The 20976-nt window shown below is 67.9% G+C and carries 15 protein-coding genes; 4 read left to right on the top strand and 11 right to left on the bottom strand.

Features of this window, described 5'->3' with window-relative positions:
- Nucleotides 1-2 precede the first annotated feature (2 nt).
- Both rplC and rpsJ read right to left on the bottom strand, forming a co-directional pair.
- Complete coding sequence (gene rplC, locus JK364_RS15465; RefSeq protein WP_201851657.1) at nucleotides 3-647, bottom strand: 50S ribosomal protein L3; 645 nt, start codon at nucleotides 645-647, stop codon at nucleotides 3-5.
- 13 nt (nucleotides 648-660) lie between these two features.
- Nucleotides 661-969 carry a 30S ribosomal protein S10 gene (gene rpsJ, locus JK364_RS15460; protein ID WP_003948644.1) on the bottom strand — a complete coding sequence of 103 codons (309 nt, stop codon included), beginning with the start codon at nucleotides 967-969 and terminating at the stop codon, nucleotides 661-663.
- A 650-nt stretch (nucleotides 970-1619) separates the two neighbouring features.
- Between rpsJ and JK364_RS15455 the strand changes: the two genes are divergently transcribed.
- The gene (locus tag JK364_RS15455) at nucleotides 1620-2435 is read left to right on the top strand and encodes a DUF3152 domain-containing protein (protein ID WP_201851656.1); all 816 of its coding nucleotides are present in this window, start codon (nucleotides 1620-1622) and stop codon (nucleotides 2433-2435) included.
- A 3-nt stretch (nucleotides 2436-2438) separates the two neighbouring features.
- Here the strand turns inward: JK364_RS15455 and JK364_RS15450 are convergent, their stop codons facing one another.
- Nucleotides 2439-2582, bottom strand: coding sequence for a hypothetical protein (locus JK364_RS15450; protein WP_230991992.1), 144 nt, complete (start codon nucleotides 2580-2582; stop codon nucleotides 2439-2441).
- 124 nt (nucleotides 2583-2706) lie between these two features.
- Here JK364_RS15450 and JK364_RS15445 point away from each other — a divergent pair, with 124 nt between their 5' ends.
- The 3 genes from JK364_RS15445 to JK364_RS15435 all read left to right on the top strand — a co-directional run bounded on the left by JK364_RS15445 (nucleotide 2707) and on the right by JK364_RS15435 (nucleotide 6713).
- Complete coding sequence (locus JK364_RS15445; RefSeq protein ID WP_201851655.1) at nucleotides 2707-3294, top strand: Uma2 family endonuclease; 588 nt, start codon at nucleotides 2707-2709, stop codon at nucleotides 3292-3294.
- A gap of 83 nt (nucleotides 3295-3377) precedes the next feature.
- Nucleotides 3378-4367 (top strand): GNAT family N-acetyltransferase, encoded by a 990-nt coding sequence (locus tag JK364_RS15440; protein ID WP_201851653.1) that lies wholly within the window; start codon nucleotides 3378-3380, stop codon nucleotides 4365-4367.
- 192 nt (nucleotides 4368-4559) lie between these two features.
- Nucleotides 4560-6713: a PIG-L family deacetylase gene (locus JK364_RS15435; RefSeq protein ID WP_201851651.1), complete on the top strand. Its 2154-nt coding sequence runs from the start codon at nucleotides 4560-4562 to the stop codon at nucleotides 6711-6713.
- A 297-nt stretch (nucleotides 6714-7010) separates the two neighbouring features.
- Here the strand turns inward: JK364_RS15435 and JK364_RS15430 are convergent, their stop codons facing one another.
- The 8 genes from JK364_RS15430 to rpoB form a co-directional block, all read right to left on the bottom strand.
- The gene (locus tag JK364_RS15430) at nucleotides 7011-8093 is read right to left on the bottom strand and encodes an SRPBCC family protein (RefSeq protein ID WP_201851649.1); all 1083 of its coding nucleotides are present in this window, start codon (nucleotides 8091-8093) and stop codon (nucleotides 7011-7013) included.
- Entirely contained in the window at nucleotides 8086-8595 is a 510-nt protein-coding gene (locus tag JK364_RS15425) for a hypothetical protein (protein WP_201851647.1), read from the bottom strand. The genes JK364_RS15430 and JK364_RS15425 overlap by 8 nt, the downstream gene beginning before the upstream one ends.
- A gap of 113 nt (nucleotides 8596-8708) precedes the next feature.
- The gene (gene tuf, locus JK364_RS15420; RefSeq protein WP_014054156.1) at nucleotides 8709-9902 is read right to left on the bottom strand and encodes an elongation factor Tu; all 1194 of its coding nucleotides are present in this window, start codon (nucleotides 9900-9902) and stop codon (nucleotides 8709-8711) included.
- Nucleotides 9903-10128: 226 nt separating this feature from the next.
- Complete coding sequence (fusA, locus tag JK364_RS15415) at nucleotides 10129-12249, bottom strand: elongation factor G (RefSeq protein WP_201851645.1); 2121 nt, start codon at nucleotides 12247-12249, stop codon at nucleotides 10129-10131.
- A gap of 38 nt (nucleotides 12250-12287) precedes the next feature.
- Nucleotides 12288-12758, bottom strand: a complete 471-nt coding sequence (rpsG, locus tag JK364_RS15410; RefSeq protein ID WP_014178748.1) for a 30S ribosomal protein S7 — start codon at nucleotides 12756-12758, stop codon at nucleotides 12288-12290.
- Between the two features lie 2 nt (nucleotides 12759-12760).
- A complete protein-coding gene (gene rpsL, locus JK364_RS15405) occupies nucleotides 12761-13132 on the bottom strand; it encodes a 30S ribosomal protein S12 (RefSeq protein WP_014054153.1) in 372 nt (123 codons plus the stop codon).
- 330 nt (nucleotides 13133-13462) lie between these two features.
- The gene (locus JK364_RS15400; protein ID WP_201851644.1) at nucleotides 13463-17377 is read right to left on the bottom strand and encodes a DNA-directed RNA polymerase subunit beta'; all 3915 of its coding nucleotides are present in this window, start codon (nucleotides 17375-17377) and stop codon (nucleotides 13463-13465) included.
- A gap of 98 nt (nucleotides 17378-17475) precedes the next feature.
- A complete protein-coding gene (gene rpoB / locus JK364_RS15395; RefSeq protein ID WP_201851642.1) occupies nucleotides 17476-20958 on the bottom strand; it encodes a DNA-directed RNA polymerase subunit beta in 3483 nt (1160 codons plus the stop codon).
- Nucleotides 20959-20976: the final 18 nt, after the last annotated feature.

Here is a 20976-nt window from a genome sequence, read left to right as displayed (position 1 = left end):
CCTCAGGCCCCCTTGGCCGCGGTACGGACCAGGACGAGGCCGCCGTTCGGACCAGGAACCGCTCCCTTGATCAGGAGCAGACCCTTCTCCGCGTCAACGGCATGGACGGTCAGGTTCTGGGTGGTGACCCGCTCATTGCCCATGCGGCCGGCCATGCGCAGGCCCTTGAACACGCGGCCCGGGGTGGCGCAGCCACCGATGGAGCCCGGCGAGCGGTGCTTGCGCTGGGTGCCGTGGCCGGCGCCGAGGCCGGCGAAGCCGTGGCGCTTCATGACACCGGCGGTGCCCTTGCCCTTGCTGGTGCCGGTCACGTCGACCTTGACACCGGACTCGAACACCTCGGCCGTGACCTCCTGGCCGAGCGTGTACTCACCGGCGTCGGTGGTACGCAGCTCCACCAGGTGGCGGCGCGGGGTCACGTCCGCCTTGGCGAAGTGGCCCTTGAGCGGCTTGTTCACCTTGCGCGGGTCGATCTCGCCGAAGGCGATCTGGACGGCGTTGTAGCCGTCCGCGTCATCGGTGCGGACCTGGGTCACGACGCAGGGACCGGCCTTGACGACGGTGACCGGGACGACGCGGTTGTTCTCGTCCCACACCTGCGTCATACCGAGCTTCTCGCCCAGGACGCCCTTGATCTGCTTAGCCATCTCGCGCGTCACCTCAGAGCTTGATCTCGATGTCGACGCCGGCCGGCAGGTCGAGACGCATCAGCGAGTCAACCGTCTTCGGCGTGGGGTCGAGGATGTCGATGAGGCGCTTGTGCGTACGCATCTCGAAGTGCTCGCGCGAGTCCTTGTACTTGTGCGGCGACTTGATGACGCAGTACACGTTCTTCTCTGTGGGCAGCGGCACCGGGCCCGCGACCGACGCACCAGTCCGGGTCACCGTCTCGACGATCTTCTTCGCCGAGGAGTCGATGACCTCGTGGTCGTAAGCCTTGAGCCGGATGCGGATCTTCTGTCCCGCCATGGCTACTTCGTAGTCCTGTCTCTCGTAACGCTCTGGGACCCGATGGGATTCATGCCCTCCTCCACCTCACTCCCGACCCACGCGGTCGGGCGTGTCGCAGTCCTTCCCATAAATCTCCGCACGGAGATCCCTGATGAAGGGGGTTGCTGGGGGAGAAAGTCACCCACCGGGCGCCTGGCTGGGGCCCCGCTGACACTTCCCGGAAGATTCCCGTACTTCCGCCCCTGATCAGGGGCGACGAGTACTGTGGGACTCGCTTCCGGTCCTCCCGGCGGGAGGCGCGCAGCATCGGCACTCAACCGAGCAACCTGGCTAGTGTGCCATATCGGCTGCTCCGGACGCCAATCAGGGGCCCGGAAGCGTACCCCTCGCGAGGCGCACTTCAAACTCGGCGCGCACCGGAGGCCGGGGCACGGTGTCACGTGCGGGTGTGAGATGCGGGATGTCACCCAATGTGACGTCACCCAATGTGACCCCGCGCACAACACGGCACAAGCCCCAACCGGTCACCCTCGCCACACGTCTCCCTCCAGGGGAACACCCGACACACTCGCGCTCACTCCGGGGCACCGACATGCTCACGCGGCATGCGCGCGGCTGATTCAGCGGCTGATTCACCCGCCCCGCCGACACCCCCTGGAAGCGCCCCCATGACCTCCACCGCGCAGGCCCCCGGCCCAGCCACCTCACCCCCGGGACGACGGGGGCGCACCACCCGGGGCGCCCGCCCCCGGAAGGTGGCGGTGGCACTGGCCGCCGGAGTGGCCCTGATCGCCGGGGTCGTGTTCGCGTTACGCCACGACGACGGCGGCGGCAAGGACGCGGCCCGCGCCACGGACCCGGCGGCCCTGCCGCCCGACGCCATCTCGGCCACCTCCAGACCCCCTCGCCCGGGCTCCCCCGCCACCGCGAGCGGCGAGTTCGTCACCGCGAAGTCCTCCGGCGCGGTGATCGGCGAGGGAAGCGACCCGCGGCGGTTCAAGGTCATGGTGGAGAAGGGCACCGGCGTCGACGCGAAGCGGGCCGCGGCCGAAATCTCGGCGATCCTCGCCGACAAGCGCGGCTGGACCAACGACGGCAAGCACTCCTTCCAGCTGGTCGCCGACGGCCCCTCCGACTTCGAGGTGAAGATCGCCACCCCGGACACGGTCGACGAGATCTGCGGCGCCGTGGGCCTGGACACCCATGGCGAGGTCAACTGCGACGCCGGCTCCCAGATCATGGTCAACCTCAAACGCTGGAACACCGGCTCACCGGAGTTCTCCGGCCCCATCAGCGGCTACCGGGCACTGATCGTCAACCACGAGGTCGGCCACCGCATCGGCCACGGCCACGAGTCCTGCCCCGGGAAGGGCAAACGGGCGCCGGTGATGATGCAGCAGATATACGGGCTCAAGGGCTGTGTAGCGAACGAGTGGCCCTACAGCGCGAACGGCAGGTACATCGAGGGCCCGGCGGTCCCGTGACGACTACATGTGATCGATCTGGGTCAGGTCGATGTCGATCGTGAAGGGGACGGTCAGCTTCAGCCGCTCGTGATGAATGCCGGTGATCGCGTAGGACTTGGTCACGGGGTCCAGCTCATAGGTGCGCACGGCCGGGCGATCGTTCACCCCCGCGCCACAGGGCACCGGTCGGCGCCGTTCGCCCAGGGCCCGAAGCACCCGGCTCGCTAGCATGACTCGTAAGGCTTCCCGTCGCCCGACGCGGCCGCCGCCCGAGAGAGGAGCGAGCGCCATGACGATCGCCCCGGATCACGCCGACCGTGACGCCCTCCGCTATCAGTCGATGCGGGACATCGTCGAGCAGATACAGGAGAGCGTTCCCGGAAAGCTGGAGATCACCAAGGAAGGGATCGTTCACGACATGATGTCGCCGGGGGGGCCGCACGAGCTGACGGCGGCGCGTATCAGTCGCCGGCTGGAGAAGGTCATGCCGGACGGTCTGCTGGCCCATACCGGCACACCGGACGTCGAGGACCCGAACTCGGGCGTGCTGCGCCACCCCGACGTGATCGTGATCGCCGAGGCGGACATGGAGGTCGAAGGGGCCCTCGACCCGCATGCGCTCCTCGCCGCCATCGAGGTGGTGTCCCGGTCCAATCCGGACAATGACTGGGTGGGCAAGACACGGGATTATCCACAGCTGGGTGTCCCCGTGTACGTGATCTTCGACCCCCGCACGGGTGAGGGTGCCGTGCTGTCCGACATCCACCCCACCCCGCACGGTCCTCGCTACGCGACCCGAAAGGACTTCGTCTACGGGGAGGACATCACGATCGGCGAGTGGACCGTCTCCACCGAGAACCTGCCGCGCTACACATAGCGAAGCACGGCCCTCGGGAGGCACGGTGGTGCGGCGACCGCGCCCACGGTAGGTTCGGCGCGCCGGGACGAGGGGGGATCGGGATGGCCGGGGTGCCGCTGCGGGTGGAGATCTTACGGGCGGGCGAGGAACACGTGGAACAGATCGCCCGGCTCGCCGAGTCACGGAGCCTGAACAGGCCGGACGGCACCCAGGGCGCGGTGGAGGGCGGCTTCCTGGTCTCGGCGTACTCCGAGGCCGACTACCGCGCCCGGCTGGAGACCGCCGAGCACTTCTACGTGGCGGTCAAGGGCGGCAATGTGCTGGCGTTCCTGATGGCCTACAGCTCCGACCGGGTCGAGCCGGACGAATGGCTGAACCGCCGGATCAAGACGGCGCTGGGCAGCTTCCTGGTGATCAAGCAGATCTGCGTGTCCCACGAGGCGGCGCGGAGCGGCATCGCCTCGATGCTCTACTACCACGTCATCGACCAGTGGGACTTCAGCCCCGTGATCGCCGCCGTGGTCAACGATCCCCCCAACGACGCGTCCGCGCGCTTCCACCACAAGCTCGGCTTCCAGGAGCTGACCCGGCTGACGCCGCCGGACGGGCTGCCCCGGGTGGTGTGGGTGTGGCGCAAACCGCGTGAGGCGATGCTGCACGCGCAGTACGGGATCGCGGTGGACCTCTACAAGCACGAGGACAACCTCAACTGGCAGAAGCTGAACAACTTCTTCTACATCACCGCGGGCCTCGCGGCCGCCACCGCCTTCTGCCTCGGCAAGGAGGGTGCGGGCGGCTCCCTCGGCAAGGGGCTGGCGATGATCATCGCGGTCATCGGCATCGGAGTGTCGCTGGGCTTCTCGCTGATGCTGCGGTTCGGGCGCCAGTACCTCCTGGCGCGCAAGGAGGCCGTGATCGAGCTCGAGGAGTACATGGCCTGGCACGGCGGCGAGCGGATAGTGAACCGCCGCACCGACGACCCCGGCGCCGCCTATCTGAAGGTGTCCCCGACCGGCGCGATCATGATGCTGCTGCCGGTGCTGGTCGCGGCCTGCTGGCTCGCGGTGCTCGGGGTGCTGATCGCCGACTGACGTAGCCGGAAGGGCCGCCCGCCCCCGGCGGGATGCGTCGGCCCCGACGGGATGCGTCGGCCCCGTGACGGCGATGTGTCCGATCTGTGACCGATACCTCCCGGCCAACGGACAACCTGTCAAGATCACCAACCGTCCCTTCACTTGGAGCAGCCGGAGACTACGCGCTGCCGAAGTGACAGGGTCACCAAATTGAACAGTCGATGGACATCGCGGGGGGCGCGGACCACCCGCAGGCAGACGCTCGCCGCGCTGGCGGCGCTCACCGCCGGGGGAGCCGTGGGGGTTGCCGGGATCACCGGGATAGCCGGATGCGGGGCCGGGCATTCGCGCGGCGCGGAAGCCGGGCCGGCGCGGGCCAGTGAGCCCGGGGCGGCGGAGCCGTTCACCTCGACGGTGGGCGACAAGCAGGCGCTGATGCTGCAGATCATGGCGCACCCCGACGACGATCTGTACTTCATGAACCCGGACGCCGAGCATGTGCTGCGCTCCGGTGTCCCCGTGGTGTGCGTGTACGTCACGGCCGGTGAGGCCCGGGGGATCAACCATCGGGCGGGGACGCCGATCCCGCACGCCGACAAGGCCGCGTACTCCGCCTCCCGACACCAGGGGCTGCGGCAGGCGTACGCGCAGATGATGGGGCTGAACCAGTTCGCGCCCTGGCAGCGGTCGGTGCTGCGGCTGCCCGGCGGGGTCACGGCGGAGACCAACACCCTCGCCAACGGCACCCGCGGCGCCCGGCTGATCTTCCTCAACATCGCGATGCTGTCGGACGGCGGCGTACGGATCCCCGCGCTGTGGGACACCCTTGGCACCGTGATGCGCACCCTCCCGGCCGCCGGCTCCCCCGTGACGCACCCCAGCTCGTACGGCCATCGGACGCTGGTCGACGTGCTCGCCGGGATCATGGACCGCTATCGGCCCACGCTGATCCACACGCTGGACCCGGACCCCGACTTCCAGGTGCACGACGTGCTGCACCCCAAGGACAACGATCAGCCGGGCTGCTCGGACCACCGCGACCACACGCCGGTCGCGCTGTTCACCTGGAAGGCGATCGCCCAGTGGGTGGCCGCCGCCACGCAGCGCGACAAGCATGCCCCGCGCTTCACCACCACCGCGTTCCGCGGCTACTACAACCAGCGCTGGCCGCACAATCTGCCGCCCGCGGTGCTCGCCCAGAAGGCGCGGGCGATCAAGTCCTACGGCGGTGCGCCGGACTGGGACTGCGGCAACGCGGCCGGCTGCGGCGACTACAGCCAGGGCGGGGTGCGCCCGCTGCGGAACCGCAAGGGCTGGATCCGCTCCACCCACTACCGCTACCCCACCCCGCTGCCCGCCCCCACCACCGACACCCAGGGGCGGCTCGTGGCGTACGGCGTGCTGGGCACCCAGGCCGTGCGGTGGCACGAGACCGGGCCCGGCAGCGGGCGGTTCGGGGCGCCTCAGGGGCTCGGCGGCGGACCGCTCGCCCCGGCGATCGCCGCGGTGCGGGACAGCGCGGGACGGCAGGTGCTGTTCGCCCTGCGGTTCGCGGCGCTGGCCGGGCAGGGCGCGGGCGACCTGCGCGAGATCGTGGTGCTGGAGCAGCGCCGCCCGGACGGCCCGTTCCGCGCCTGGACGGGTCTCGGCACCCCCGAGACCGACCCCGAGCACGGCCGCCGGGTCGGCTGCCCGGCGGCGGTCGCCACCCCGGACGGCCGGGTGCACCTCTTCGTACGGACCGCGGACAAGAGCCTGGCCACCCGGGTACGGGACGCCGACGGCCACTGGGGTCCCTGGCAGCGGCTCGGCGGCGCCGAGATCCAGGACGGGCTGACCACGCTGCTGGACGCGGAGGGGCAGGTCCATGTCCTCGCCCCCGGCCGCGACACCGTCCACCACTGGGCCCAGGAGTGGGCCGGCGGCCCGGTCGCCCTGCGCCCGCCGTCCGGTCTGCCGCGCCCCGGCGGGGATCCGCTGGGCGCCGCGGTGGCGCCCGACGGCACGCTCGCGCTGATCTACCGCACCCCCACGGCCACCGTGCCCGCCGTCCACGGGGAAACCTCCCTCACGGTGCCGCACTTCGAGGGCTACGGGGCGATCGCCGCCCATACCGTGGCCGAACCGTCCGGCCGCCGCGAGGTGAAGACGCTGCTGCTGGCCGGGCGCGACCTGGGCGGAGAGGTCCAGGTCCAGTACGGCACCGGCCCGGACGCCAGACCGCTGCGCTCCCCCGGCCACCTGACCCCGGTGGGCGCCCCGGCCCTCCTGGCGGACGACGGCCACCAGGGCGTCTGCGTGGTGGGCCTGTCCCCCGACGCCACCCCCTGGATCTGGCGCCCCCGCCCCACGAAACGGGCCTGACGGCGCGGCTCACCACGGGGTGAGGCGGAGCCGGGGACACCGTCCCCAGCCCGCGTCATCCGGCCCACGCCCCGCGCCACATCCGGGTGGCGCCGGGTCCCCCTGCCAGGGGCGTCGCCACCGGCCGTCGTCCCCACCGGCCCGGCGGCCGGGCGCCGGGCCCGGCCGCGTCCCCTGCCCCGCCCGATTCGCGTTCGCCGTGCGGTTTCGCCGATGGGCGGGCGGCATGAGCGGGGCCCCACCCGGCGTCTTGCGGCCGGGTGGGGCCTCGTCGGGTCCGGCGGTCGCCGGAGGTGCTCAGCGGCGGGCCGCGGCGGTACGGGGTTCCTCCTCGAGCTCCTCCTCGGACCCCTCCTCGGGCTCCTCATACGCCTCGGCGTCCTCGGGCTCCTCCGGCTCTTCGGCCTCGTCCGGCTCCCCGGCGGCCTCCGGCTCCTCCTCGTACTCCTCGTCGTACTCCTCGGGCTCGGCGCCTTCCGGCTCCTCCTCGTACTCATCCTCAGCCTCAGCCGCCTCGTCCGGCTCATCGGCACCTCCCCCGGTCTCCTCGGCCTCCTCGGCCTCCTCGGCCTCGGCCTGCTCGCGCTCTTCCTCCTCCACGGCCGTCTCGTGGTCCCGCACGACCTCGCCGTCCCGGATCTCGCCGCGCCAGCCGTCCGTGGCCTCGCCGCGCATCATGATGAACTTCCGGTAGAGCTTCAGATCGAGCCGGGCCCGTCGGCCCTGGGCCCGCCAGATGTTGCCGGTCTTCTCGAAGAGGCCCTTGGGGAAGTACTCGAGAACCAGCAGCACCCGGGTGAGGTTGTCGCCGAGCGGGTGAAATGTGACGACGCCCTTGACGGTGCCCTTCGCGCCCTCCGTGGTCCAGCTGATCCGCTCGTCGGCCACCTGCTCGGTGACGTTCGCCCGCCAGCTGCGGGTGGACTTGGCGACCTTCACCTTCCAGTTGCTGCTGGTGTCGTCGGCCTTCTCGACGCTGACGACCCCCTTGGCGAAGGTGCTGAACTCCTGGAACTGGGTCCACTGGTCGTACGCCTCGCGGACCGGCACCCCTACGTCGATGTCCTCGACGACCGTCACGCTCTTGGACTTGCCGCCCCCGCTCCTGGACTTACCACCCTTGCCGAAGACCCCTTTGACCTTCTCCTTCAGCGACTCCTTGAGCGAGTCCTTCAGCTGGGACGTACCGGCCTTCATCAGGGCCTGCCCCGGAGACTTCCCCTCGGAGAGGGACTGCGCGCCCTTGGCGAGGCCCGAGCCGAGGCCGGAGATCGCATGGGTCGCCCGTGCCTGGACATAGTTCCGCAGCTCGTCCTTCAGACGGTCGGTGGCCGGATTCCTGACGATGTCGTCCTTGAGCCTGCCGAGCGTGTCAGCCATTGCGGCCCCCCGCGGTCCTGGCGGTCTTCTTCACCGCGGCCTGCTTCGCGGTGGCCTGCTTCGCGGTGGCCTTCTTCGCGGTGGTCGTCCTGGCCGCGGCCTTCTTCGCCGTGCCCGAACCGGACGCCGCGGCCTTCTTCGCCGGGCGGGCGGGTGCCTCGGCCTCCTCGCCCTCGCCCTCGCCCTCGTCTGCTTCGTCCCCGCCCTCGCCGCGCAGCAGCGCCGTGCGCTCATGCAGCGAGTCGGCGAGGCCGCTCACCCGGTTGGAGACGGCCTTGGTCGCGGCCTGCCGGGTGGCGTCGGCCAGCTCCTTGCGCACTTCCGAGTTGAGGCCGCTCAGCAGCGGCGCCTGGGCCAGGGACTTCTTCAGCTGCTGCGGATCCAGCGAGATCTTCTTGCCGGCCAGCAACATGCCCAGCCCGACAGCGAGTTTCGCCTTCTTCGTACGCCCGAGGAGGTAGCCCCCCACGACCGCGACCGCGATCTTGCCATTTGTCATCATCTGTTCGCTCCCGAAGTCGAACGCGGCTTCGATGTGGACGGCCGGGTACCCACATACGAAAGAGCCCCACCCGCCAAAGGCGAATGGGGCTCTTTGCTCCGGGGAGCGTCAGGTCACTTGTTGATCTTGGTGACCTGACCGGCGCCGACGGTCCGGCCACCCTCACGGATGGCGAACTTCAGGCCCTCCTCCATGGCGACCGGCTGGATCAGCGAGACGGACATCTCGGTGTTGTCGCCCGGCATGACCATCTCGGTGCCCTCGGGGAGGGTCACAACGCCCGTCACGTCCGTGGTACGGAAGTAGAACTGCGGACGGTAGTTGTTGAAGAACGGCGTGTGGCGGCCACCCTCGTCCTTGGACAGGATGTACGCCTGGGCCTCGAACTCGGTGTGCGGAGTGACCGAGCCCGGCTTGATGATGACCTGGCCGCGCTCGACGTCCTCGCGCTTGATGCCGCGGAGCAGCAGACCGACGTTCTCACCGGCCTGGCCCTCGTCGAGCAGCTTGCGGAACATCTCGATGCCGGTGACCGTGGTGGAGGTCTTCTCCTGCTTGATGCCCACGATGTCGACGTTCTCGTTGACCTTCAGCACACCGCGCTCGATACGGCCGGTGACGACCGTACCGCGACCGGTGATCGTGAAGACGTCCTCGATCGGCATCAGGAACGGCTTGTCGACGTCGCGCTCGGGCTGCGGGATCGACTCGTCGACGGCCTTCATCAGGTCGAGGACGGTCTTGCCCCACTCGGCGTCGCCCTCGAGCGCCTTGAGCGCCGAGACCTTGACGACCGGCAGGTCGTCGCCCGGGAAGTCGTACTCGGAGAGCAGCTCACGGACCTCGAGCTCGACGAGCTCCATGATCTCCTCGTCGTCCACCATGTCGGCCTTGTTCAGGGCGACAACGATGTACGGCACGCCGACCTGGCGGGCCAGGAGCACGTGCTCCTTGGTCTGCGGCATCGGGCCGTCGGTGGCGGCGACCACGAGGATGGCGCCATCCATCTGCGCCGCACCGGTGATCATGTTCTTGATGTAGTCCGCGTGACCGGGGCAGTCAACGTGCGCGTAGTGACGCGACTCGGTCTGGTACTCGACGTGCGCGATGGAGATCGTAATACCGCGCTGGCGCTCCTCAGGAGCCTTGTCGATCTGGTCGAAGGCCGAGGCCTCGTTCAGGTCCGGGTACGCGTCGTGCAGCACCTTGGTGATCGCAGCGGTAAGCGTGGTCTTACCGTGGTCGATGTGACCGATGGTGCCGATGTTGACGTGCGGCTTAGTCCGCTCGAACTTCGCCTTCGCCACTGGGGTCCTCCTGTGGAGTGGTTCTGTACGCATCCACGCTTTGCGGATGGGTTCAGGTGGTCTTACCGAACCGGCCAGGACCCCTAGGGGGATGCCCTTCGCCGTATTCGTCTGGGGAAACGGCGCCCGGGGCCCGCCATGGAACACGGTGAACGCGTTCCACGACGGAATGCCCCGATGCCTTGTGCTTCCAGCCTAAAGGGTGAGGAATGCGGATGAACCCGCCTTACTCGCCCTTGGCCTTCGCGATGATCTCCTCGGCGACGTTCCGCGGAACCTCGGCGTAGGAGTCGAACTGCATGGAGTAGCTGGCGCGGCCGGACGTCTTGCTGCGCAGGTCGCCCACGTAGCCGAACATCTCCGACAGCGGAACCAGGCCGGTGACCAGCTTGGCGCCGCTCCGGTCCTCCATGGACTGGATCTGCCCGCGACGGGAGTTGATGTCGCCGATCACGTCACCCATGTAGTCCTCGGGCGTGGTGACCTCGACCTTCATCATCGGCTCGAGCAGGGCCGGGCTGGCCTTGCGGGCGGCCTCCTTGAAGGCCATCGAACCGGCGATCTTGAACGCCATCTCGGACGAGTCGACCTCGTGGTAGCCACCGTCGAGCAGGGTGACCTTCACACCGGTCAGCGGGTAGCCCGCGAGCACGCCGAACTCCATGGCCTCCTGGCAGCCCGCGTCCACCGACGGGATGTACTCCCGCGGGATACGGCCACCGGTGACCTTGTTCTCGAACTCGTAGCCATCGCCCTCGAGCGGCTCCAGCGCGATCTGCACCTTCGCGAACTGGCCGGAACCACCAGTCTGCTTCTTGTGCGTGTAGTCGTACCGCTCGACCGGCTTGCGCAGCGTCTCGCGGTAGGCCACCTGCGGCTTGCCGACGTTGGCCTCGACCTTGAACTCCCGGCGCATGCGGTCGACCAGCACATCGAGGTGCAGCTCGCCCATGCCGGAGATGATCGTCTGGCCGGTCTCCTCGTCGGTCTTGACGCGGAAGGACGGGTCCTCCTCGGCAAGCCGCTGGATCGCGACGGCCAGCTTCTCCTGGTCGCCCTTGGACTTCGGCTCGATGGCCACCTCGATGACCGGGGCCGGGAAGTCCATGGACTCCAGGATCACCGGGTTCGACGAATCGGAGAGGGTCTCACCGGTGGTGGTCTGCTTCAGACCCATGACGGCGACGATGTCACCGGCACCCACCGACTCGATCTCCTCACGCTTGTTCGCGTGCATCCGGTAGATCTTGCCGATGCGCTCCTTCTTGCCCTTGACGGAGTTCAGCACCTGCGTGCCGGCCGTCATACGGCCCGAGTAGACCCGGATGAAGGTGAGCTTGCCGAGGTGCGGGTCGCTCGCGATCTTGAACGCCAGGGCCGACAGCGGCTCATCCTCGGAAGGACGGCGCTTGATGACCTCGTCGGGGTCCTTGACCGAGTGGCCCTCGATCGCCTCGATGTCGATCGGCGACGGCAGGTAGCGGACCACGGCGTCGAGCAGGGGCTGCACGCCCTTGTTCTTGAACGCGGTGCCACAGAACACCGGAGTGACGGTGGTGCCCTCACCCTTGCCGGAAGCGATGGTGATACGGCGGACCGCCGCGTAGAGCTGCTCCACGGTGGGCTCCTCGCCCTCCAGGTACAGCTCCATCATCTCTTCGTCGTTCTCGGCGACGGTCTCGAGCAGCTTGCCGCGCCACTCGTCGGCGGCCTCGGTGTGGGTGTCCGGGATGTCGACGGTGTCGTACATCTCGCCCTTGGTCGCCTCGGCGGACCAGACCAGCGCCTTCATGGTGACGAGGTCGACGACACCCTTGAAGTCGGCCTCGGTGCCGATCGGCAGCTGCATGACGATCGGGACCGCGCCCAGGCGGTCCGTGATCATGTCGACACAGCGGTGGAACTCGGCACCGGTGCGGTCGAGCTTGTTGACGAAGCAGATACGCGGAACGCCGTAGCGGTCCGCCTGACGCCACACCGTCTCGGACTGCGGCTCGACGCCGGCCACGCCGTCGAACACCGTCACGGCACCGTCGAGCACGCGCAGGCTGCGCTCCACCTCAACGGTGAAGTCGACGTGCCCCGGGGTGTCGATGATGTTGATCGTGTGGTCGACGTTCTCGAGCGGCCAGTGACAGGTCGTCGCGGCGGACGTGATGGTGATGCCACGCTCCTGCTCCTGCTCCATCCAGTCCATGGTGGCGGCGCCATCGTGGACTTCACCGATCTTGTAGCTCACGCCGGTGTAGAAGAGGATCCGCTCGGTGGTGGTCGTCTTGCCCGCGTCGATGTGGGCCATGATCCCAATGTTGCGGACCTTGGCCAGGTCAAGTGAAGTGGTGGCCATATGGCTCAGTCTTCTCTCGGTTCTCGATGGGGTAGCGACTACCAGCGGTAGTGCGCGAAGGCCTTGTTGGACTCGGCCATCTTGTGGGTGTCCTCGCGACGCTTGACGGAGGCGCCCAGACCATTGCTGGCATCCAGCAGCTCGTTCATCAGGCGCTCGGTCATGGTCTTCTCACGACGGGCGCGGGAGTAACCGACCAGCCAGCGCAGCGCGAGGGTGGAGGAGCGGCCGGGACGGACCTCGACCGGCACCTGGTAGGTGGCGCCACCGACACGGCGGGAGCGGACCTCGAGGGTCGGCTTGACGTTCTCCAGCGCGCGCTTGAGGGTGATGACCGGGTCGTTGCCGGACTTCTCGCGCAGGCCCTCCATGGCGCCGTAGACAATGCGCTCGGCAGTGGAGCGCTTGCCGTTCAGCAGGACCTTGTTGATGAGGGACGTCACCAGAGGAGAGTTGTAGACCGGGTCGATGATGACCGGACGCTTCGGGGCGGGACCCTTACGAGGCATTCTTACTTCTCCTTCTTGGCGCCGTAGCGGCTGCGAGCCTGCTTGCGGTTCTTGACGCCCTGCGTGTCGAGGGAGCCGCGGATGATCTTGTAACGAACACCCGGCAGGTCCTTCACACGACCGCCACGCACGAGCACGATGGAGTGCTCCTGCAGGTTGTGCCCCTCACCCGGGACGTAGGCGGTGACCTCGATCCCACTGCTCAGCCGGACACGCGCGACCTTGCGGAGCGCCGAGTTCGGCTTCTTCGGCGTCGTGGTGAACACGCGGGTGCATGTACCACGGCGCTGCGGCGACCCCGCGAGGGCGGGGGTCTTGTTCTTCTCGACCTTGTCCTGGCGGCCCTTGCGGACCAGCTGCTGGATCGTAGGCACCGTTTCTCCGGTTTCTGTGTGCCAGTCTCGATAAAGCTAACCTGGAGTTTCGCCGACCCACGCGGTCGGGTGTGTCGCGCACCGCAGCCCTCTGCGAAAGTCAGAGAGTGCAGATTGTTGGTGTCGACACCTCGGGCCCCCGAGCGGTCTGGAAGCGCGCACAGGAGCCCAGGGACACCCCAGGCACAAGGTCAGAGCGTACCTATAGCATCGGCTCCGGTCAAAACAAATGCACACGCGCTGGACACACCAACCCGGAGCATAGCCGCAGGGCGGCCACCCCCGCCATGGGGTGACCGCCCTGTGAACGTTGACCAGCCGTCCGCGGACCTACTGGTTGTACGGACCGTAGTCGTAGTCCTCCAGCGGAACCGCCTGGCCGGAGCCCGTGCCGAAGGGCGAGTAGTCGATGTCGTCGTAGCCGACGGCCGAGTACATCGCGGCCTTCGCCTCCTCGGTCGGCTCGACCCGGATGTTGCGGTAGCGGGACAGGCCCGTACCGGCCGGGATGAGCTTACCGATGATCACGTTCTCCTTGAGGCCGATCAGGGAGTCCGACTTGGCGTTGATCGCCGCGTCGGTGAGCACCCGGGTCGTCTCCTGGAAGGACGCCGCCGACAGCCAGGACTCGGTCGCCAGCGAGGCCTTGGTGATACCCATCAGCTGCGGACGGCCGGAGGCCGGGTGGCCGCCTTCCTGGACCACACGACGGTTCTCACCCTCGAAGCGCGAGCGCTCCACGAGCTCGCCCGGCAGCAGCTCCGCGTCGCCGGACTCGATGATCGTCACACGGCGCAGCATCTGCCGGATGATGATCTCGATGTGCTTGTCGTGGATCGACACACCCTGCGAGTTGTAGACCTTCTGGACCTCGCCCACCAGGTGCACCTGGACGGCGCGCTGGCCGAGGATGCGCAGCACGTCGTGCGGGTTGACGGCACCCACGGTCAGCGGCTGGCCGACCTCGACGTGGTCGCCCTCGCCCACCAGCAGACGGGACCGCTTGGAGACGCCGTAGGCCGTCTCGTCGGAACCGTCGTCCGGGGTGACGACGAGCTTCTTGGTCTTCTCGGTCTCCTCGATCCGGACACGGCCGGCCGCCTCCGAGATCGGGGCGACGCCCTTGGGCGTACGGGCCTCGAAGAGCTCGACGACACGCGGCAGACCCTGGGTGATGTCGTCACCGGCCACACCACCGGTGTGGAAGGTACGCATCGTCAGCTGGGTGCCGGGCTCACCGATGGACTGGGCGGCGATGATGCCGACCGCCTCACCGATGTCCACCAGCTTGCCGGTCGCCAGCGAGCGGCCGTAGCACATGGCGCAGGTGCCGACGGCGGACTCGCAGGTGAGCACCGAGCGGGTCTTGACCGTCTCCACGTTGTGGCGGACCAGCTCGTCGATGAGCACATCGCCCAGGTCGGTACCGGCCGGGGCCAGGACCTTCCCGTCCACGACGATGTCCTCGGCGAGGCAGCGCGCGTACACGCTGGTCTCGACGTCCTCCGTCTTGCGGAGCACGCCGTCCGCACCCTTGGACGCGATCGCCAGCTTGAGGCCGCGGTCGGTGCCGCAGTCCTCCTCGCGGATGATCACGTCCTGCGAGACGTCGACCAGACGACGGGTCAGGTAACCCGAGTCGGCGGTACGCAGGGCGGTGTCGGCGAGACCCTTACGGGCACCGTGGGTGGAGATGAAGTACTCCAGCACGGAGAGACCCTCACGGAACGACGCCTTGATGGGCCGCGGGATGGTCTCGTTCTTCGCGTTGGACACCAGACCACGCATACCGGCGATCTGACGCATCTGCATCATGTTTCCGCGCGCGCCCGAGTTGACCATCATGAAGATCGGGTTGGTCTTCGGGAAGTTCGCGTTCATCGCCTCGGCGACCTCGTTGGTCGCCTTGGTCCAGATCGCGATCAGCTCCTGGGTGCGCTCGTCCTTGGTGATCAGACCGCGCTCGTACTGCTTCTGGACCTTCTCGTCCTGCGCCTCGTAGCCCGTGATGATGTTCTTCTTGGCCTCGGGCACGACGATGTCGGAGATGGCGACGGTGACACCGGAGCGGGTGGCCCAGTGGAAACCGGCCGCCTTCAGGTTGTCCAGCGTCGCCGCGACGATGACCTTGGGGTAGCGCTCGGCGAGGTCGTTGACGATCTCGGAGAGCTGCTTCTTGCCCACCGAGTAGTCGACGAACGGGTAGTCCTCGGGCAGCAGCTCGTTGAAGAGCGCGCGGCCCAGCGTGGTGCGCAGCCGGAAGCTGTCACCGGGCTGCCAGACACCGCCCCCGACGCCGTCGTCCCCTTCCTCCGCCACCGGCGGGGTCCAGCCACGGGGCGGGACGGTGCCGATCGGGAAGCGGATGTCGATCTTCGCCTGGAGCGAGAGCTCCCGGGCGTCGAACGCCATGATCGCCTCGGCGGTGGAGCCGAAGAACCGGTTCTCACCGACGACCTCGCGCTCCTCCTCATCGGTGGTGAGGAAGAACAGGCCCAGCACCATGTCCTGGGTCGGCATGGTCACCGGACGGCCGTCGGCCGGCTTGAGGATGTTGTTCGAGGACAGCATCAGGATGCGGGCCTCGGCCTGCGCCTCCGCGGACAGCGGCAGGTGCACGGCCATCTGGTCACCGTCGAAGTCCGCGTTGAACGCGGTGCAGACGAGCGGGTGAATCTGAATGGCCTTGCCCTCGACCAGCTGCGGCTCGAACGCCTGGATACCGAGGCGGTGCAGGGTCGGCGCACGGTTCAGCAGCACCGGGTGCTCGGCGATGACCTCTTCGAGCACGTCGTACACGACCGTGCGGCCGCGCTCGACCATGCGCTTGGCCGACTTGATGTTCTGCGCGTGGTTCAGGTCCACCAGGCGCTTCATCACGAACGGCTTGAAGAGCTCCAGCGCCATGGCCTTGGGCAGACCGCACTGGTGCAGCTTGAGCTGCGGGCCGACGACGATGACCGAACGGGCCGAGTAGTCGACACGCTTACCGAGCAGGTTCTGACGGAACCGGCCCTGCTTACCCTTCAGCATGTCGCTGAGGGACTTCAGCGGACGGTTACCGGGGCCGGTGACCGGGCGGCCACGGCGGCCGTTGTCGAAGAGGGCGTCAACGGCCTCCTGAAGCATGCGCTTCTCGTTGTTGACGATGATCTCGGGGGCGCCGAGGTCAAGGAGACGCTTGAGGCGGTTGTTCCGGTTGATCACACGGCGGTACAGGTCGTTCAGGTCGGAGGTCGCGAAGCGGCCACCGTCCAGCTGCACCATCGGACGCAGGTCCGGCGGGATCACCGGGATGCAGTCCAGCACCATGCCGTTGGGGCTGTTCCGGGTCTGCAGGAAGGCGGAGACGACCTTCAGGCGCTTGAGCGCACGGGTCTTCTTCTGGCCCTTGCCGGTCCGGATGATCTCGCGGAGCTTCTCGGCCTCCTCGTCGAGGTCGAAGGACTCCAGGCGCTTCTGCAGCGCCGCGGCGCCCATGCCGCCCATGAAGTACGTGCCGAAGCGGTCACGCAGCTCGCGGTAGAGCAGCTCATCGCCCTCCAGGTCCTGGACCTTGAGGTTCTTGAAGCGGTTCCACACCTCGTCGAGACGGTCGATCTCGCGCTGGGCGCGGTCGCGCAGCTGCTTCATCTCGCGCTCGGCGCCCTCGCGCACCTTACGGCGCACATCGGCCTTGGCGCCCTCGGCCTCGAGCTCGGCGAGGTCCGCCTCCAGCTTCTTGGCGCGGGCCTCGAGGTCCGCGTCGCGGCGCTGCTCGATCTGCTGACGCTCGACGGAGACATGGGCCTCCAGCGAGGGCAGGTCGCGCGTGCGGCGCTCCTCGTCCACCCACGTGATCATGTAGGCGGCGAAGTAGATGACCTTCTCGAGGTCCTTCGGGGCGAGGTCGAGCAGGTAGCCCAGACGGCTGGGCACGCCCTTGAAGTACCAGATGTGGGTGACGGGAGCGGCCAGCTCGATGTGGCCCATCCGCTCACGGCGCACCTTGGCGCGGGTGACCTCGACACCGCAGCGCTCACAGATGATGCCCTTGAAGCGGACGCGCTTGTACTTCCCGCAGTAGCACTCCCAGTCCCGGGTCGGACCGAAGATCTTCTCGCAGAAGAGTCCGTCCTTTTCGGGCTTGAGGGTGCGGTAGTTGATGGTTTCCGGCTTCTTGACCTCACCGTGGGACCACTGACGGATGTCATCAGCGGTGGCGAGGCCGATCCGCAGCTCGTCGAAGAAGTTGACGTCGAGCACTTGTCGTCAATCCCTCTTTCAGGGTCGTGTCTTCGGGTCTGACTGGGGGTCCGGGGAGAGGCCGGGACGCTCTGTGGCGAGTGCCCCGGCCAGACCCGTCAGACCTCTTCGACGCTGCTCGGCTCGCGCCGGGACAGGTCGATACCGAGCTCCTCCGCAGCGCGGAAGACGTCCTCGTCGGTGTCGCGCATCTCGATGGACATGCCGTCGGACGACAGCACCTCCACGTTGAGGCACAGGGACTGCATCTCCTTGATGAGCACCTTGAAGGACTCGGGGATGCCGGGCTCGGGAATGTTCTCGCCCTTGACGATGGCCTCGTAGACCTTCACGCGGCCGGTCACGTCGTCGGACTTGATGGTCAGCAGCTCCTGGAGGGCGTACGCGGCGCCGTAAGCCTCCAGCGCCCACACCTCCATCTCGCCGAATCGCTGGCCACCGAACTGAGCCTTACCGCCCAGCGGCTGCTGGGTGATCATCGAGTACGGACCGGTGGACCGGGCGTGCAGCTTGTCGTCCACCAGGTGGTGCAGCTTGAGGATGTACATGTAGCCGACCGAGATCGGGTCCGGGAACGGCTCACCGGAGCGGCCGTCGAACAGCCGGGCCTTACCGGACGACTGGACCAGGCGGTCGCCGTCGCGGTTCGGGATCGTCGAATCGAAGAGACCGGCGATCTCGTCCTCACGGGCGCCGTCGAAGACCGGGGTCGCGACGTTGGTACCGGGCTGGACCTCGTCGGCACCGATCGCCTGCAGCCGCTGCATCCACTCCTCGGAGCCCTCGACCTTCCAGCCCCGGGAGGCCAGCCAGCCGAGGTGGATCTCCAGGACCTGCCCCGGGTTCATCCGGGACGGGACACCCAGCGGGTTGAGGATGATGTCGACCGGGGTGCCGTCCTCCAGGAACGGCATGTCCTCGACCGGAAGGATCTTGGAGATGACGCCCTTGTTGCCGTGGCGGCCGGCGAGCTTGTCACCGTCGGTGATCTTGCGCTTCTGCGCCACGTAGACGCGGACCAGCTGGTTCACGCCCGGCGGGAGCTCGTCGCCCTCCTCGCGGTCGAAGACGCGCACGCCGATGACCTTGCCGATCTCGCCGTGCGGCACCTTCAGCGAGGTGTCACGGACCTCACGGGCCTTCTCACCGAAGATCGCGCGCAGCAGGCGCTCCTCCGGGGTCAGCTCGGTCTCACCCTTCGGGGTGACCTTGCCGACCAGGATGTCCCCGGCCACGACCTCGGCGCCGATGCGGATGATGCCGCGCTCGTCGAGGTCGGCCAGGACCTCCTCGGAGACGTTCGGGATGTCCCGGGTGATCTCCTCCGGGCCCAGCTTGGTGTCCCGGGCGTCGACCTCGTGCTCCTCGATGTGGATCGAGGAGAGGACGTCGTCCTGCACCAGACGCTGGCTGAGGATGATCGCGTCCTCGTAGTTGTGGCCCTCCCACGGCATGAACGCCACCAGGAGGTTCTTGCCGAGCGCCATCTCGCCGTCCTCGGTGGACGGACCGTCGGCCAGCACCTGGCCGGCGACCACCCGGGCGCCCTCGTCCACGACGACCTTCTGGTTGAAGGAGGTGCCCTGGTTGGAGCGGGAGAACTTGGCCACCCGGTAGGTGGTGTAGGTGCCGTCGTCGTTGGCCACCGTCACGTAGTCGGCGGAGACCTCCTGGACGACACCGTCCTTCTCGGCCTTGATGACGTCGCCGGCGTCGACCGCGCAGCGGTACTCCATGCCGGTGCCGACCAGCGGGGACTCCGCCTTGATCAGCGGCACGGCCTGGCGCATCATGTTCGAGCCCATGAGCGCGCGGTTGGCGTCGTCGTGCTCCAGGAACGGGATCATCGCGGTCGCGACCGACACCATCTGGCGCGGCGAGACGTCCATGTAGTCGACGTCGTCACCGGGGATGTAGTCGACCTCACCGCCACGGCGGCGGACCAGGACGCGGTTCTCGGCGAAGTGCAGATCGTCCGTCAGCGGCGCGTTGGCCTGCGCGATGACGAAGCGGTCCTCCTCGTCGGCCGTCAGGTAGTGCACCTCGTCGGTGACGACACCGTCGACCACCTTGCGGTACGGGGTCTCGATGAAACCGAACGCGTTGACCCGGCCGTACGAGGCGAGCGAGCCGATCAGACCGATGTTCGGGCCTTCGGGCGTCTCGATCGGGCACATGCGGCCGTAGTGCGAGGGGTGCACGTCACGGACCTCGAAGCCCGCCCGCTCACGGGAGAGACCACCGGGGCCGAGCGCGTTCAGACGGCGCTTGTGGGTCAGACCCGACAGCGGGTTCGTCTGGTCCATGAACTGCGACAGCTGGCTGGTGCCGAAGAACTCCTTGATGGAGGCGACGACCGGCCGGATGTTGATCAGGGTCTGCGGCGTGATCGCCTCGACGTCCTGAGTGGTCATGCGCTCGCGGACGACGCGCTCCATACGCGCCAGACCCGTGCGGACCTGGTTCTGGATCAGCTCGCCGACGTTACGGATGCGGCGGTTGCCGAAGTGGTCGATGTCGTCGGTCTCGACGACCACGGACTGGCCGTTGTCCCCGACGGTCTCGGTCTCACCGGCGTGCAGCTTCACCAGGTACTTGATCGAGGCGATGACGTCCTCGACCGTCAGGACGCCCGCGTCCAGCGGAGCGGCCGAACCCAGCTTCTTGTTGACCTTGTAACGGCCGACCTTCGCCAGGTCGTAGCGCTTCGGGTTGAAGTAGAGGTTCTCCAGCAGCGTCTGCGCGGCCTCCCGCGTGGGGGGCTCGCCCGGACGCAGCTTGCGGTAGATGTCGAGCAGCGCGTCGTCCTGGCCCTGGGTGTGGTCCTTCTCCAGGGTGGCGCGCATGGACTCGTACTCGCCGAACTCCTCGAGGATCTGCTCGGTGGTCCAGCCGAGCGCCTTCAGGAGGACGGTGACGGACTGCTTGCGCTTGCGGTCGATGCGGACACCGACCATGTCGCGCTTGTCGATCTCCATCTCCAGCCAGGCACCACGGGAGGGGATGACCTTGACCGAGAAGATGTCCTTGTCGGACGTCTTGTCGATGGAGGAGTCGAAGTAGACACCCGGCGAGCGGACCAGCTGCGAGACGACGACACGCTCGGTGCCGTTGATGCAGAAGGTGCCCTTGTCGGTCATGAGCGGGAAGTCGCCCATGAAGACCGTCTGGGACTTGATCTCGCCGGTCTCATTGTTGGTGAACTCGGCCGTGACGAAGAGCGGAGCGGCGTAGGTGAAGTCACGCTCCTTGCACTCGTCGATCGAGTTCTTCGGCGGCTCGAAACGGTGATCACGGAAGGTCAGGGACATCGACCCGGAGAAGTCCTCGATCGGGGAGATCTCCTCGAAGATCTCTTCCAGACCGGACTTGGTGGGGACGTCCTGACCGCTGTCCAGCGCAGCCTCGACGCGAGCCTTCCACGCGGCATTGCCGAGCAGCCAATCGAAGCTCTCGGTCTGCAGCGCGAGGAGGTTCGGAACCTCGAGAGGCTCCTTGATCTTCGCAAAGGAGATGCGCAGCGGGGCGGTGCTGGCGCCATTGTTCGTATTGGCAGTCGAGGCGTTGCGCGAGGCGGCCAAGAGGGGGTCCTTCCGAGG

Origin of the sequence: Streptomyces endocoffeicus, from assembly GCF_016741935.1 — a bacterium.
GTDB lineage: Bacteria > Actinomycetota > Actinomycetes > Streptomycetales > Streptomycetaceae > Streptomyces > Streptomyces endocoffeicus.
This window is presented reverse-complemented; position numbering and strand designations above follow the sequence as displayed.